This window comes from Pseudomonas sp. NFACC04-2 (assembly GCF_900119265.1).
Classification (GTDB): Bacteria; Pseudomonadota; Gammaproteobacteria; order Pseudomonadales; family Pseudomonadaceae; genus Aquipseudomonas; species Aquipseudomonas fluorescens_AA.
The window spans coordinates 128819-143591 of the sequence record NZ_FPJC01000011.1; the positions used below are offsets into that span (position 1 = coordinate 128819).

The window sequence follows — 14773 nt, forward strand, 5'->3', positions numbered from 1 at the left end:
GACCGAGAAATAGCTCGGTTATAAAGCGGGTGACGGAGAATTGACGGCACTCTGTCTTCCCGGCGACTTGACCGGAGCCGGTGCAGTTTGTGTGCCAGCCCGCTTCAATGCCGCATCCGGGGTTGCATTGGCCGTACCGGTACCGGTCAGGCTACGACGTACATCGAGGTTACGCGACACCACCAGCACCACCCGCCGGTTGCGCGCACGCCCCTCGGCCGTCGCGTTGTTGGCCACCGGCTGGAACTCACCGTAGCCCACCGAGGCCAGGCGACCGGGGTTCACGCCCTGCATCGCCAGCATGCGCACGATGCTCGCCGAACGGGCCGAGGACAGTTCCCAGTTGGTCGGGTATTGCGCGGTACGGATCGGCTGGTCGTCCGTGAAGCCTTCGACATGGATCGGGTTGTCGAAGGGCTTGAGGATCGCCGCGACCTTATCGATGATGTTGAACGCCATGTCGCTGGGCATGGCGTCGCCACTGCCGAACAACAGGCTGGAATTGAGTTCGATCTCGACCCACAGCTCGTTGCCGCGCACGGTCATCTGGTTGGAGCTGATCAGGTCACCGAACGCCGCGCTGATGTCGTCGGCGATGCTTTTCAACGGATCGCTACTGCCGGCGATACCGGCATCGACCTGCTCGCTGTCCTTGACCAAGGGTTTGGCCGGGGTGGTGGTCTTGGGCCGCTCCTCGCCGATAGGGATGGGCTTGAGGGCTCGGTCGGAATCGGTGAAGACCCCGATCAACGCCTCGGAAATCACTTTGTACTTGCCTTCGTTGACCGACGAAATCGAATACATGACCACGAAAAAAGCGAACAGCAGCGTGATGAAGTCGGCGTAGGAAACGAGCCAGCGTTCATGGTTGACGTGTTCTTCACGATGCCTGCGACGTGCCATGCGCCATATCCCCCATTAATCCATGAAGCCCTGGAGCTTCAACTCAATGGAGCGCGGGTTTTCACCTTCGGCGATCGACAGGATCCCTTCCAGCAGCATTTCGCGATAGCGCGACTGGCGCAACGCAATGGCCTTGAGCTTGGCCGCGATGGGCAGCAGCACCAGGTTGGCACTCGCCACGCCGTAGATCGTGGCGACGAACGCCACGGCGATACCACTGCCCAGCTGCGATGGATCGGCCAGGTTGCCCATCACGTGGATAAGGCCCATCACCGCACCGATGATGCCGATGGTCGGCGCATAGCCGCCCATGCTTTCAAATACTTTGGCCGCCTCGATGTCGCGGCTTTCCTGGGTGTAGAAATCCACTTCCAGGATGCTACGGATGGCTTCCGGCTCGGCGCCGTCCACCAGCAATTGCAGGCCTTTGCGCGAGTAGCTGTCGGGTTCGGCGTCGGCCACCCCTTCCAGGCCCAGCAGGCCTTCCTTGCGAGCGGTCAGGCTCCAATTCACCACGCGGTCGATGCCACCGGCCAGGTCGACACGGGGCGGGAACAGAATCCAGATCAGCACCTGCATGGCGCGCTTGAAAGCGCTCATGGGCGACTGCAACAGCGCCGCACCAATGGTGCCACCCAGCACGATCAACGCCGCCGGACCGTTGGCCAACGCGCCCAGATGACCACCTTCCAGGTAATTGCCGCCAATGATGGCGACGAACGCCATGATGATGCCAATCAGGCTGAGCACATCCATTACAGGCAGGCCTCGACCAGGTGTCTACCGATGTCGTCCAACCCGTACACCGCATCGGCAAGATCGGCTTTGACGATGGCCATCGGCATGCCGTAGATCACGCAACTGGCTTCGTCCTGGGCCCAGATCGCACTGCCGCCCTGCTTGAGCAGCCGTGCGCCTTCGCGACCGTCGGCGCCCATGCCGGTGAGCACCACCGCCAGAACTTTGTCACCGTAGGACTTGGCCGCGGAACCGAAGGTAATGTCCACGCAAGGCTTGTAGTTCAGGCGCTCATCGCCCGGCAGGATTTTCACCGCGCCACGGCCGTCGATCATCATCTGTTTACCACCCGGCGCCAACAAGGCCAGCCCCGGACGCAGGATGTCACCATCCTCGGCTTCCTTGACACTGATGTTGCACAGCTTGTCCAGACGCTCGGCAAACGCCTTGGTGAACGCCGCGGGCATGTGCTGGATCAGCACGATGGGAGCCGGGAAGTTGGCCGGCAACTGGGTCAAGACCCGTTGCAGCGCCACCGGACCGCCTGTGGACGTACCGATCGCCACCAGCTTGTAGGCTTTGCGCTTGGGTGCCGGCGACGTTGCACTGGCAGGTGCCGAACGCGTCGGCGCAGGTGCCGGGGCGCTGCGTACCGGGGCCGGATTGAAGCTGCTCGATGCCGTCGGCGCTGGCACAGGGCTTGGCGCCGCAACCGGGGCTGGCGCCGGAGTGCTGTAGGCACCGACACGACGATTGCTGCGGGAAATGCTGTGGACCTTTTCGCACAGCAACTGCCGGACCTTGTCGGGGTTGCGCGAAATGTCTTCGAAATTCTTCGGCAGGAAGTCCACCGCCCCGGCGTCCAGCGCATCGAGGGTTACCCGGGCGCCTTCGTGAGTCAGGGACGAAAACATCAACACCGGGGTCGGGCAGCGCTGCATGATATGCCGCACGGCCGTGATGCCGTCCATCATCGGCATCTCGTAGTCCATGGTAATCACGTCCGGCTTGAGTGCCAGGGCCTGATCGATCGCTTCTTTGCCATTAGTCGCGGTACCGACGACCTGAATACTCGTGTCCGCCGAAAGAATTTCCGAGACGCGGCGACGGAAAAAACCCGAATCGTCCACCACCAGGACTTTAACTACCATAAACACTCCGTTAGACGAGACGCGGCCCTGGGCCGCCCCCCTCCAGAATCAAATACGCCGGGCGGCGTAACGCTTGAGCATGCTTGGCACATCGAGAATCAACGCGATGCGACCGTCGCCGGTGATGGTGGCGCCGGACATGCCCGGGGTGCCCTGGAGCATCTTGCCCAACGGCTTGATGACCACTTCTTCCTGGCCCACCAACTGGTCGACGACGAAGCCGATCCGCTGAGTGCCCACCGAAAGGATCACCACATGGCCCTCGCCCTGCTCCACATGAGCCGCGGAGCTGACCAGCCAGCGCTTGAGGTAGAACAACGGCAATGCCTTGTCCCGTACGATCACCACTTCCTGGCCGTCCACCACGTTGGTGCGCGACAGGTCGAGGTGGAAGATCTCGTTGACGTTGACCAGCGGGAAGGCGAAGGCCTGGTTGCCCAGCATCACCATCAGGGTCGGCATGATCGCCAAGGTCAACGGGACCTTGATGACGATCTTCGAGCCCTGGCCCTTGGTCGAGTAGATGTTGATCGAACCGTTGAGCTGGGAAATCTTGGTTTTCACCACGTCCATGCCCACGCCACGGCCCGACACGTCGGAAATCTCGGTCTTGGTCGAGAAACCCGGGGCGAAGATCAGGTTGTAGCACTCGGTGTCGCTCAGGCGGTCGGCGGCATCCTTGTCCATTACACCGCGTTTCACCGCGATGGAACGCAGCACGTTCGGGTCCATGCCTTTGCCGTCGTCGGAGATCGACAACAGGATGTGGTCACCTTCCTGCTCGGCGGCCAGGATCACCTTGCCGCTGCGGACCTTGCCCGAGGCTTCGCGTTCTTCCGGCGACTCGATGCCGTGGTCGACCGCGTTGCGCACCAAGTGGACCAGCGGGTCGGCCAGGGCCTCGACAAGGTTCTTGTCGAGGTCGGTCTCTTCACCCACCAGTTCCAGGTTGATTTCTTTCTTGAGCTGGCGAGCCAGGTCGCGAACCAGGCGCGGGAAGCGCCCGAAGACTTTCTTGATCGGCTGCATCCGCGTCTTCATGACCGCGGTCTGCAAATCGGCCGTGACCACGTCGAGGTTCGACACGGCCTTGGACATGGCTTCGTCCTGGCTGTTGAGACCCAAGCGCACCAGACGGTTACGCACCAGCACCAGTTCGCCGACCATGTTCATGATCTCGTCCAGGCGTGCGGTGTCGACCCGAACGGTGGTCTCGGCTTCGCTGGCCGGTTTTTCCGCTGGCGCAGCCGCCGGAGCCCGGGCTGGCGCCGGGGCGGCAGCGGCAGGCTTGGCGGGCTCGGCCTTGGGCTCCGGTGCCTTGGCAGCGGGTTTGGGCGCAGCGGCCTTGGCCGCCGGTGCCGCCGCGGTGGCGGCAGGCGCGGCAGACGCCGTACCGACTTCGCTGAACTTGCCCTTGCCATGCAGCTCATCGAGCAGCGATTCGAATTCGTGGTCGCTGATCAGATCGCTGCCAGCGGCAGCGGCGGCAGGCTTGGCCGGCGTCGGTGCCGAAGCGATGGCCGAATCCAGCGCGTCAACGGCAAAGGTGCCCTTGCCGTGCAACTGGTCGAGCAACGCTTCGAATTCGTCGTCGGTGATGTCGGAGCTGTCGCCAGCCGCTTTCGGGGCGGCCGGGGCCGTCGGCGGAACGACCGCATCCGGCGCGAACTGGCCCTTGCCGTGAAGCTGGTCGAGCAGCGACTCGAACTCGGCATCGGTGATTTCATCGCTGCCAGCCCCGGCGCCCTGCGCAGCAGGTGCGACCTGAGCGGCCGGCGCCTCGGCCTGGGCCTTGACGGTATTCAGGGAGTCCAGCAGCTGTTCGAATTCATTATCGGTGATGTCACCCGATTCTGCGGCGACCGGCTCTTCAACCACCGCTTCGGCAACCGGCGCCGCTTCGTCAGCCGATTGCGGCTCGGCCAGGCGTGCCAGCGCGGCGAGCAACTCAGGGGTGGCAGGGGTAATCGGCGAGCGCTCGCGCACTTCGCTGAACATGCTGTTGACCGCATCCAGCGCTTCGAGCACCACGTCCATCAACTCCGAGTCAACGCGACGCTCACCCTTGCGCAGGATGTCGAACACGTTCTCGGCAATGTGACAGCACTCCACCAGCTCGTTGAGCTGGAGGAAGCCGGCGCCTCCTTTTACAGTGTGGAAACCGCGAAAAATTGCATTGAGCAGATCCGCATCATCAGGTCGGCTTTCCAGCTCGACCAGTTGTTCGGATAGTTGCTCTAGAATCTCGCCGGCCTCAACCAGGAAATCCTGAAGGATCTCTTCATCGGCGCCGAAGCTCATTAATGGCTGCTCCTAAAACAGGGCTAAAACTCAGAATCCAAGGCTGGACAGCAAATCGTCCACATCGTCCTGACCGGACATAACGTCTTCTCTTTTATCGGCATGAATTTGCGGACCTTCACCCTGAGAGAGATGTTTTTGTGGATCTTTTTCAGCGAGCATCGCTTCACGGTCGTGTTCGATACCTGCAAAGCGGTCGACCTGGCTGGCCATCAACACCAGTTTGAGCAGATTACTTTCAACTTCGGTGACCAACTGGGTCACGCGCTTGATCACCTGACCGGTCAGGTCCTGATAGTCCTGGGCCAGCAGAATGTCGTTGAGGTTGCTTGCCACGGCGCGGTTCTCGGTGCTGCTGCGCGTCAGGAAACCGTCGACCCGACGGGCCAGCTCCCGAAACTCTTCAGCACCGACTTCACGACGCATGAACCGGCCCCAGTCGGTACTCAAGGCCTGGGCGTCTTCGCTCAGGCCATTGACCAGCGGCGTTGCGCTTTCCACCAGGTCCATGGTGCGGTTGGCCGCGGCTTCGGTCAGCTTGACCACATACCCCAGGCGCTCGGTGGCGTCGGTGATCTGCGAGACTTCCTCGGCCTGCGGCATGTGCGGGTCGATCTGGAAATTGACAATCGCGCTGTGCAGTTCACGCGTGAGCTTGCCCACTTCCTGATACAGACCGCGGTCACGGGTCTGGTTGAGCTCATGGATCATTTGAACCGCATCGCCAAAGCGGCCTTTTTCAAGGCTGTCGACCAGTTCGCGGGCATGTTTTTTCAGGGTCGATTCGAAATCGCCCATTGAAGATTCGTTGTCCATAGCTCCCCCGTGGCGCCGTTAACCGATGCGTTCGAAGATTTTTTCGATCTTCTCTTTCAACGCCTGGGCCGTGAAGGGTTTGACCACATAGCCGTTCACACCGGCCTGGGCCGCTTCGATGATCTGCTCGCGCTTGGCTTCGGCAGTGACCATCAGCACCGGAAGATGCTTGAGTTTTTCGTCGGCACGCACTTGGCGCAGCAGGTCGATACCGGTCATGCCCGGCATGTTCCAGTCGGTGACCAGAAAATCGAAGTTGCCACTGTGCAACATCGGGAGCGCAGTGGTCCCGTCATCTGCTTCGGCCGTGTTGGTGAACCCAAGGTCACGCAACAGGTTTTTAATGATCCGCCGCATCGTTGAGAAGTCATCAACGATGAGGATTTTCATGTTCTTGTCCAATTCGACCTCCAAGCAGTCTTAAACGCGCCCAGCACCTGGACGCGCCATTTCAATCAATCCGGCACAACACTCGACAACAGTCTGGAGCACAACGGATGGAGACTGGCGCAGCACCTGCCAGGCCAGCCTCGTCGCAGTGTCCCCACACTGCCTGTCAACGCGCTCGCCACTCCCCCAAACGCCCCCGCAAACGGGCCGCGCACTGGCTGTGTAACTGGCTGACCCGCGATTCGCTGACCCCCAGGACCTCACCGATTTCCTTGAGGTTCAGCTCTTCGTCGTAGTACAGCGCCAAGACCAGCCGCTCACGCTCCGGCAAATTGGCAATCGCATCCGCCAGCGCACTCTGGAAACGTTCATCTTCCAGGTCACGCGACGGCTCCATGTGAGCACTCGCGTTATCCTCGTGCAGCCCTTCGTGTTCGCCGTCCTGCAACAGGTCGTCGAAACTGAACAGGCGACTGCCCAAGGTATCGTTCAAAATCCCGTAATAATCGTCGAGACTCAACTGGAGTTCGGCCGCAACTTCATGATCTTTAGCGTCACGCCCGGTTTTCGCTTCAATTGCCCGAATCGCGTCACTGACCATGCGGGTATTGCGGTGCACCGAACGCGGCGCCCAATCGCCCTTGCGGACTTCATCGAGCATCGCCCCGCGAATGCGGATACCGGCATAAGTCTCGAAACTGGCACCTTTGCTGGCGTCGTATTTATTCGACACTTCAAGCAGGCCGATCATGCCGGCCTGGATCAAGTCCTCCACCTGGACACTGGCCGGCAACCGCGCCAGCAAGTGGTAAGCAATACGCTTGACCAGTGGCGCATAACGCTCGATCAATTCGTATTGGGCGTCCCGTGCCGATTTTTTGTAGAGATGGTTGTAACCGCTGGCTGTCATAGCACGGGCCCTGCTGTTTGTTGCACAAGACGCTCGACGAAAAATTCCAGATGCCCGCGGGGGTTGGCCGGCAGTGGCCAGGTATCGACCTTCTGGGCGATCGCCTTGAACGCCAGCGCGCATTTGGAACGTGGAAAAGCTTCATAAACGGCACGTTGCTTCTGGACAGCCTTGCGTACGCTTTCGTCATACGGCACGGCGCCGACGTATTGTAGGGCGACGTCCAGGAAACGATCGGTGACCTTGGTCAACTTGGCGAACAGGTTGCGCCCTTCCTGCGGGCTCTGGGCCATATTGGCCAGGACGCGGAAGCGGTTCATGCCATAGTCGCGGTTCAGCAGTTTGATCAGGGCGTAGGCGTCGGTGATGGACGTCGGTTCGTCGCAGACCACCAGCAGCACTTCCTGGGCGGCGCGGACGAAACTGACGACCGAGTCGCCGATGCCGGCCGCAGTGTCGATCACCAGCACATCGAGGTTGTCGCCGATATCGCTGAAGGCCTGGATCAGACCCGCATGCTGGGCCGGGGTCAGGTGAACCATGCTCTGGGTACCGGAGGCAGCCGGCACGATGCGAATCCCGCCCGGCCCCTGCAATAACACGTCGCGCAGTTCGCAACGGCCCTCGATCACGTCCGCCAGGGTGCGTTTGGGGGTAAGCCCCAGCAGCACGTCGACGTTCGCCAGGCCCAGGTCGGCGTCCAGCAGCATGACCCGTCGGCCAAGCTCTGCCAGAGCCAGGGACAAGTTCACTGACACGTTAGTCTTCCCGACGCCACCTTTGCCGCCGGTCACCGCGATCACCTGTACGGGATGCATGCTGCCCATGTTCGTTCTTTACCTTGTCTTCTTAGACGGAGGCCACATTACTGGCTGCGCGTTCGCATAAGGAACAATGCATGGCAGACCATCGATGTAGGTACAAAAAATATTCATGATTACCTCAGCCGACCTGTTTGGTCGGGCTGTGGTAGATGTCAGCGAACATGTCAGCCATGGCTTCTTCGCTGGGTTCTTCCTGCATTTGCACACTCACGGCACGGCTGACCAGTTGATGACGGCGCGGCAGATGCAAATCATCCGGGATCCGCGGCCCATCGGTCAGGTAGGCCACCGGCAGTTCATGACCGATCGCCAGGCTCAACACCTCGCCCAGGCTTGCCGTTTCGTCCAGCTTAGTCAGGATGCAGCCAGCCAGTCCGCAGCGCTTGTAGCTGTGGTATGCGGCGGTTAGAACCTGTTTCTGGCTGGTGGTTGCCAACACGAGATAATTTTTTGACTTGATACCGCGTCCGGCCAGGCTTTCGAGCTGCATGCGCAGGGCCGGATCGCTGGCTTGCAGGCCTGCGGTATCGATCAGCACGACGCGCTTGCGCAGCAGCGGCTCGAGCGCCTGGGCCAGGGATTGGCCCGGATCCACATGGGTCACCGACACATTGAGGATCCGGCCCAGGGTCTTGAGTTGTTCCTGGGCACCGATGCGGAAACTGTCCATGCTCACCAGCGCGATGCTCTGGGCGCCGTACTTGAGTACATAACGGGCGGCGAGCTTGGCCAGGGTGGTGGTCTTGCCCATGCCGGCAGGACCGACCATGGCAATCACCCCGCCCTCCTCCAGCGGCTCGACTTCCGGCGTGGCGATCATCCGCGCCAGGTGCGCCAGCAACATGCGCCAGGCCTGGCGAGGCTCTTCGATACCATTGATCAGCGCCAGCAGGTCCCGGGACAACGGGCCGGACAAGCCGATGCGTTGCAGGCGACGCCACAGGTTGGCCTGGGCCGGACGGCTGCCTTGCAGCTGATTCCAGGCCAGGGAGCCGAGTTGGACTTCCATCAGTTCGCGCAGGCTGTTGAGTTCGAAGCGCATCGAGTCCAGGGCGCGCGGGTCGAGCCCGCGGGCAGGCGCGGCGGGTGCCGGCTCAGGACGACGCGGTTCGGCCTGGGCCTGCTCGATCAGCGGCTCGGCAGCGGTCAACGGCAGGCCCGCGGTCAGCGGCTGGCCGGCGAACAATTGACGATTGGTGCCCGCGGCACCCTCGCCTTCGCTGCTGCGCAGGCTCAGTTCGGCCTGGGCGCTGGCGATGCGCGATTGGGTCTTGCGCAGCTCGTCTTCGAGTTCCATGTTCGGAACCCGCGGGGCCAGCGCAGACAGTTTGTAATCCAGGGCCGCCGTCAGCTCGACACCGCCGGCGATACGACGGTTGCCAATGATGGCTGCTTCAGCGCCCAGCTCGTCACGAACCAGTTTCATGGCCTGACGCATGTCGGCGGCGAAAAAACGCTTCACTTGCATAAACCACTACCTCAGCCGTTGGGCCCTACTGTCGCAACGATGGTCACTTGCTTGTTGTCCGGTATTTCCTGGTACGCCAGCACATGCAGCCCCGGGACCGCGAGGCGACCGAATCGCGAGAGCATCGCGCGAATCGGACCGGCCACCAGCAGGATCACCGGTTGGCCTTGCATCTCCTGCCGCTGGGCTGCTTCGATCAACGAACGCTGCAGCTTCTCGGCCATGCTTGGCTCCAGCAGAACACCCTCTTCCGAGCCTTGTCCTGCCTTCTGCAGACTATTGAGCAATATCTGTTCCAACCTTGGCTCCAAGGTGATCACAGGCAGCTCAGACTCAGTGCCTACAATGCTTTGGACGATTGCGCGGGACACGCCGACCCGAACCGCAGCCACCAAGGCGGCGGTATCTTGACTCTTGGAGGCGTTGTTGGCGATGGCCTCGGCGATACTGCGTATGTCGCGCACGGGCACTTGTTCGGCCAGTAGCGCCTGCAGCACCTTGAGCAACTGCGACAACGAAACCACGCCCGGCACCAGCTCTTCAGCCAGTTTCGGCGAGCCTTTGGCCAGCACTTGCAGGAGTTGCTGGACTTCTTCGTGGCCGATCAGCTCGCTGGAGTGCTTGTACAGGATCTGGTTCAAATGAGTCGCCACCACGGTACTGGCATCCACCACGGTATAACCGAGGGACTGGGCCTGGGCCCGCTGGCTGATTTCGATCCACACCGCTTCCAGGCCGAAAGCCGGATCCTTGGCGGTGATGCCGTTGAGGCTGCCATAGACCTGGCCCGGGTTGATTGCCAATTCACGGTCGGGGTAGATCTCGGCTTCGGCCAGGATCACCCCCATCAAGGTCAGGCGATAGGCGCTCGGCGCCAGGTCGAGGTTATCGCGAATATGCACAGTAGGCATCAGGAAGCCCAGGTCCTGGGAGAGCTTCTTGCGCACGCCCTTGATCCGCGCCAGCAACTGACCACCCTGGTTACGGTCGACCAAGGGAATCAAGCGATAGCCAACCTCCAGGCCAATCATGTCGATCGGGGTCACGTCATCCCAGCCCAGCTCCTTGGTTTCCATGGCGCGGGCCGGCGACGGCAGCAGTTCCTGCTGGCGCTTGACCTCTTGCAGGGCCTGGACTTTCTGCACGTTCTGCTTCTTCCAGAACAGGTAGGCACCACCCGCGGCGGCGGCGGCCATAGTCAGGAAGGAAATGTGCGGCATCCCCGGCACCAGGCCCATCACCGCCATCAGACCGGCCGCGACGGCCAGGGCCTTGGGCGAAGCGAACATCTGCCGGCCGATCTGCTTGCCCATGTCTTCGGAGCCCGAAGCACGGGTCACCATGATCGCGGCCGCTGTGGATAATAACAGTGATGGCAATTGCGCCACCAAACCGTCACCAATGGTCAACAACGCGTAAACCCTGCCGGCGTCGCCAAACGACATGTTGTGCTGGAAAATGCCGACAGCCATGCCGCCGATCAGGTTGATGAACAGAATCAACAGGCCGGCAATGGCGTCACCGCGCACGAATTTGCTGGCACCGTCCATGGAACCGTAGAACTCGGCTTCCTGGGCCACTTCCAGGCGACGCAGCTTGGCCTGGCTCTGGTCGATCAGGCCGGCGTTGAGGTCGGCGTCGATCGCCATCTGCTTGCCGGGCATCGCGTCGAGGGTGAAGCGCGCGCTCACCTCGGAAATCCGCCCGGCGCCCTTGGTCACCACGACGAAGTTGATGATCATCAAGATGGCGAAAACCACGATACCGACCACATAGTTACCGCCAATCACCACCTCACCGAAGGCCTGGATCACCTTACCGGCGGCGGCGTGCCCGTCCTGGCCGTGGAGCATCACCACGCGGGTGGACGCCACGTTCAGCGCCAGGCGCAACAGCGTGGCCACCAGCAGGATGGTCGGGAAGACGGCGAAATCCAGCGGCCGCAGGGCGTAGACGCACACCAGCAGCACCACGATCGACAGCGCGATGTTGAACGTGAAGAACACGTCCAGCAGGAACGGCGGCACCGGCAGCATCATCATGGCGAGCATGACCAGCAGCAACAGCGGCACGCCCAGATTACCCCGGCTGAGGTCTACGACATTGCTGCGCGCGGTGCTGAGTAACTGTGAGCGATCCACCGATTTTCCCCGTTCCTGTGAAGCAAACTTTTGACGCCCGGAGGGGGCGCAGGCGGGGTATTGCAAGAAGCCTTCCAACTTGCTGCCAACATTCGCAACAGCATGCATTCAGCTGGTTTCAACGCACCGGTCGGTCACTGAGCTGTCAGTATCTGCTGCGGTGCGATCGGGCCGAAATCCAGTTCCCAGCCCCTGACGTAACGCGTCCCCCTGTACATTTGCTGCCCATCGACTTCAACCAGGTCTTCGCTGGCGTACATGAACACCACCATCGAAGTCGGCGCCTTGATGTCCGCCCCAGGCTGTCCAGGAACGTTCACATCGTGGCCCTCCATCACATTCAGCGCCCATTGGAACTGAATGATAGGAAGATCCGCGATCGTGATGAGCCGCTTGGGGTCTTCCCAGCGAAAATCCGTACGCGCGGCCAGCCTCAATTTACCGTCAAGGATCTGGAAAATCGGTTTGTGATAACGCCGCTCCATGACACCACTCGACCACCCGTCAAAATAGCTGTCAGGACCGGTGAAGACATGGAACAGCGCCGCGTTATTTACGATCTTGCCCGCCTGATCGGCGAAGTAATCGTAGGAGAGGTGGTAGGCCAGCCCGTCCAGTTCGGGTCGAATGGCATTGATCTCATTTTCCAGGTAATTCGGCACATACTTGTTTGCCGCTTCCTTGAAGCGCGCAAAATCGAGCGCCAGGTCAAAGGTGAACGCACAAGCGATGGCCCGGTCGCCAGGATTGGCCTCGGCCACCCCTAGCACGAAGTTCAGCTCCATGCCTCCAAGATTCTTGTATTCGCGCGTTGTCATGTCATACCCCTGGGTTGAGTGAGCCACAGGCGCATTACATGGGCAGAGAGAATGGCTGTCTACTGTCAGGACTGACAGGTACAGGAGTACCGGGCGCTGTCAGGAATCGCGACGCAAATCCGGCGGGATCGGCAGGTCCTTGAGCGGCTCTGGGCGCTTGCCCTTGCCCGCGCGGTGCTGGCGGATCTGATAGACGTAGGCCAATACCTGGGCCACGGCCAGGTACAGGCCTCCAGGGATTTCCTGATCGAGTTCGGTGGAGTAGTAGATCGATCGCGCCAGCGCCGGGGACTCGAGCAGCATCACCTCATTGGCCACGGCGATCTCACGGATCTTCAGCGCCAGGAAGTCGCTGCCCTTGGCCAGCAACACGGGAGCGTTGCCTTTTTCGGGGTCGTACTTGAGGGCGACGGCGTAGTGAGTCGGGTTGGTGATGACCACATCGGCATCGGGGATGGCCGCCATCATCCGCCGCTGGGAGACCTCGCGCTGCAATTGGCGGATGCGCTGCTTGACCTCCGGCTTGCCCTCCGCATCCTTGTGCTCGTCGCGCACCTCCTGCTTGGTCATCATCAGCTTCTGCTTGCTCTGATACAGCTGGATCGGCACGTCGATGGCGGCGATGAGGATCAGGCCGCAAGCCATCCACAACGTGCTCCAGCCCACCAACTGCACGCTGTGGATAATCGCCTGCTCCAGCGGCTCGTGGGCAATGCGCAGCAGATCGTCGATGTCGGCCTGCAACACCGTCAGCGCGACGAACAGGACCAGCAGGAATTTCCCAAACGCCTTGAGCAACTCCATCAGCGCCGTGGTGGAAAACATGCGCTTGAGACCGGCGGCCGGATTCATCCGGCTGAACTTGGGAGCCAGGCTCCCGGCGGCGAACAACCAGCCGCCCAGGGAAATCGGGCCGATGAAAGCGGCCAGCAGCAAGCAGATCAAGACTGGCTGCACCGCCAGGATCGCGATCTTGCCCGAGTGCAGCAGATACTGGGACATGGCCCCCGGAGACAGCAGCACCTCGCGGGGCAGGGAGAAATTCAGGCGCATGATTTCCAGCAGGTCCAGGGCCAACCCGCCGCCATAAATCAGCAACCCGCCCGCCCCGGCCAGCATGATCGCCAGCGTGTTGAGCTCCTTGGAGCGAGCGGTCTCGCCTTTTTCCCGGGACTCGCGCAGGCGTTTTTCCGTGGGGTCTTCTGTCTTGTCCTGACCACTCTCGCTCTCGGCCATGGTTCAACGTGCCTGTGCCATGTCGCGTAAAAGCTGCAAGGCCTGGGTGGCCAGCGGCTGATACTGATTGAGGATATCCCCCAGGCTGACCCAGAAAATCACCATGCCCAGCACGAGGGTGAGCGGGAAGCCAATGGAGAAAATATTCAATTGCGGCGCCGCGCGGGTCATCACGCCAAACGCGATGTTGACCACCAGCAGCGCGGTGATCGCCGGCAACACCAGCACCATCGCTGCACCCAGGACCCAGCCGAGCTTGCCGGCGATTTCCCAGAAGTGATTGACCAGGAGCGCACTGCCCACCGGCATGGTGGTAAAGCTCTCGGTCAACACCTCAAACACCACCAGATGCCCATTCATGGCGAGGAACAACAGGGTCACCAGCATCGTCAGGAACTGACCGATCACCGCCGTCGTCACGCCATTGGTGGGGTCGACCATAGACGCGAAGGCCATGCCCATCTGGATCGAGATGATTTGCCCGGCCACCACGAATGCCTGGAAGAACAGCTGCAACGAGAATCCCATCAAGGCGCCGATGAGAATTTGCTCGGCCACCAGCATCAGTGCGCTGAGGTCCAGGGCATTGACCGGCGGCATCGGTGGTAGCCCGGGCGCGATGACCACCGTGATCGCCAGGGCGAAATACAAGCGTACGCGACGGGGCACCAGGGTCGTGCCGAAGACCGGCATGCTCATCAGCACCGCAGTGACGCGAAACAGTGGCAGGACGAACGATGCCACCCAGGAACTGATCTGGGTGTCCGTCAGCTCGAGCATCGACATGGGGTCAGCCGATCAACTGCGGAATACTGCCGTACAGCTGCAGGATGTATTCCATGAAGGTTTGTACCATCCAGGGGCCGGCGACGATCAACGTCACCAGCATCACCAGCAGGCGCGGCAGGAAGCTCAAGGTCTGTTCGTTGATCTGGGTCGCGGCCTGGAACATCGCCACCAGCAACCCCACCAACAGGCTGGGGATCACCAGGATGGCAACCATCATGGTCGTCAGCCAGAGCGCTTCACGGAACAGGTCTACCGCTACTTCAGGCGTCATATCGTCCTACCCGCACA

At 61.3% G+C, this 14773-nt stretch carries 14 protein-coding genes; all 14 read right to left on the bottom strand.

Going from position 1 to position 14773, the window contains the following annotated elements; genetic code table 11:
- Positions 1 to 18: 18 nt before the first annotated feature.
- The 14 genes from motD to fliQ all read right to left on the bottom strand — a co-directional run bounded on the left by motD (position 19) and on the right by fliQ (position 14756).
- Positions 19 to 903 (bottom strand): flagellar motor protein MotD, encoded by an 885-nt coding sequence (motD, locus tag BT125_RS16445; protein ID WP_060738632.1) that lies wholly within the window; start codon positions 901 to 903, stop codon positions 19 to 21.
- A 15-nt stretch (positions 904 to 918) separates the two neighbouring features.
- A complete protein-coding gene (locus BT125_RS16450; protein WP_072408495.1) occupies positions 919 to 1659 on the bottom strand; it encodes a flagellar motor protein in 741 nt (246 codons plus the stop codon).
- Complete coding sequence (locus BT125_RS16455; RefSeq protein ID WP_072408497.1) at positions 1659 to 2792, bottom strand: protein-glutamate methylesterase/protein-glutamine glutaminase; 1134 nt, start codon at positions 2790 to 2792, stop codon at positions 1659 to 1661. Before BT125_RS16455 ends, BT125_RS16450 begins: the two co-directional genes overlap by 1 nt.
- A 48-nt stretch (positions 2793 to 2840) precedes the next feature.
- On the bottom strand, positions 2841 to 5093 hold the full coding sequence (locus BT125_RS16460; protein ID WP_072408499.1) for a chemotaxis protein CheA: 2253 nt from the start codon (positions 5091 to 5093) through the stop codon (positions 2841 to 2843).
- 30 nt (positions 5094 to 5123) lie between these two features.
- Complete coding sequence (locus BT125_RS16465) at positions 5124 to 5909, bottom strand: protein phosphatase CheZ (RefSeq protein ID WP_072408501.1); 786 nt, start codon at positions 5907 to 5909, stop codon at positions 5124 to 5126.
- Positions 5910 to 5927: 18 nt separating this feature from the next.
- Positions 5928 to 6299, bottom strand: a complete 372-nt coding sequence (locus BT125_RS16470) for a chemotaxis response regulator CheY (RefSeq protein WP_003199125.1) — start codon at positions 6297 to 6299, stop codon at positions 5928 to 5930.
- A gap of 166 nt (positions 6300 to 6465) precedes the next feature.
- Entirely contained in the window at positions 6466 to 7209 is a 744-nt protein-coding gene (gene fliA / locus BT125_RS16475; protein WP_014337177.1) for an RNA polymerase sigma factor FliA, read from the bottom strand.
- Complete coding sequence (gene fleN, locus BT125_RS16480) at positions 7206 to 8036, bottom strand: flagellar synthesis regulator FleN (protein WP_003184001.1); 831 nt, start codon at positions 8034 to 8036, stop codon at positions 7206 to 7208. Before fleN ends, fliA begins: the two co-directional genes overlap by 4 nt.
- A 115-nt stretch (positions 8037 to 8151) precedes the next feature.
- Positions 8152 to 9501: a flagellar biosynthesis GTPase FlhF gene (gene flhF / locus BT125_RS16485; RefSeq protein ID WP_060738636.1), complete on the bottom strand. Its 1350-nt coding sequence runs from the start codon at positions 9499 to 9501 to the stop codon at positions 8152 to 8154.
- A gap of 11 nt (positions 9502 to 9512) precedes the next feature.
- Positions 9513 to 11642 (bottom strand): flagellar biosynthesis protein FlhA, encoded by a 2130-nt coding sequence (flhA, locus tag BT125_RS16490; protein WP_072408503.1) that lies wholly within the window; start codon positions 11640 to 11642, stop codon positions 9513 to 9515.
- Between the two features lie 134 nt (positions 11643 to 11776).
- A complete protein-coding gene (locus BT125_RS16495) occupies positions 11777 to 12460 on the bottom strand; it encodes a hypothetical protein (RefSeq protein ID WP_072408505.1) in 684 nt (227 codons plus the stop codon).
- A 99-nt stretch (positions 12461 to 12559) separates the two neighbouring features.
- A complete protein-coding gene (flhB, locus tag BT125_RS16500; RefSeq protein ID WP_072408506.1) occupies positions 12560 to 13696 on the bottom strand; it encodes a flagellar biosynthesis protein FlhB in 1137 nt (378 codons plus the stop codon).
- A 3-nt stretch (positions 13697 to 13699) separates the two neighbouring features.
- Positions 13700 to 14482: a flagellar biosynthetic protein FliR gene (fliR, locus tag BT125_RS16505; RefSeq protein ID WP_072408508.1), complete on the bottom strand. Its 783-nt coding sequence runs from the start codon at positions 14480 to 14482 to the stop codon at positions 13700 to 13702.
- Positions 14483 to 14486: 4 nt separating this feature from the next.
- Positions 14487 to 14756: a flagellar biosynthesis protein FliQ gene (gene fliQ, locus BT125_RS16510; protein WP_038858957.1), complete on the bottom strand. Its 270-nt coding sequence runs from the start codon at positions 14754 to 14756 to the stop codon at positions 14487 to 14489.
- Positions 14757 to 14773 lie beyond the last annotated feature (17 nt).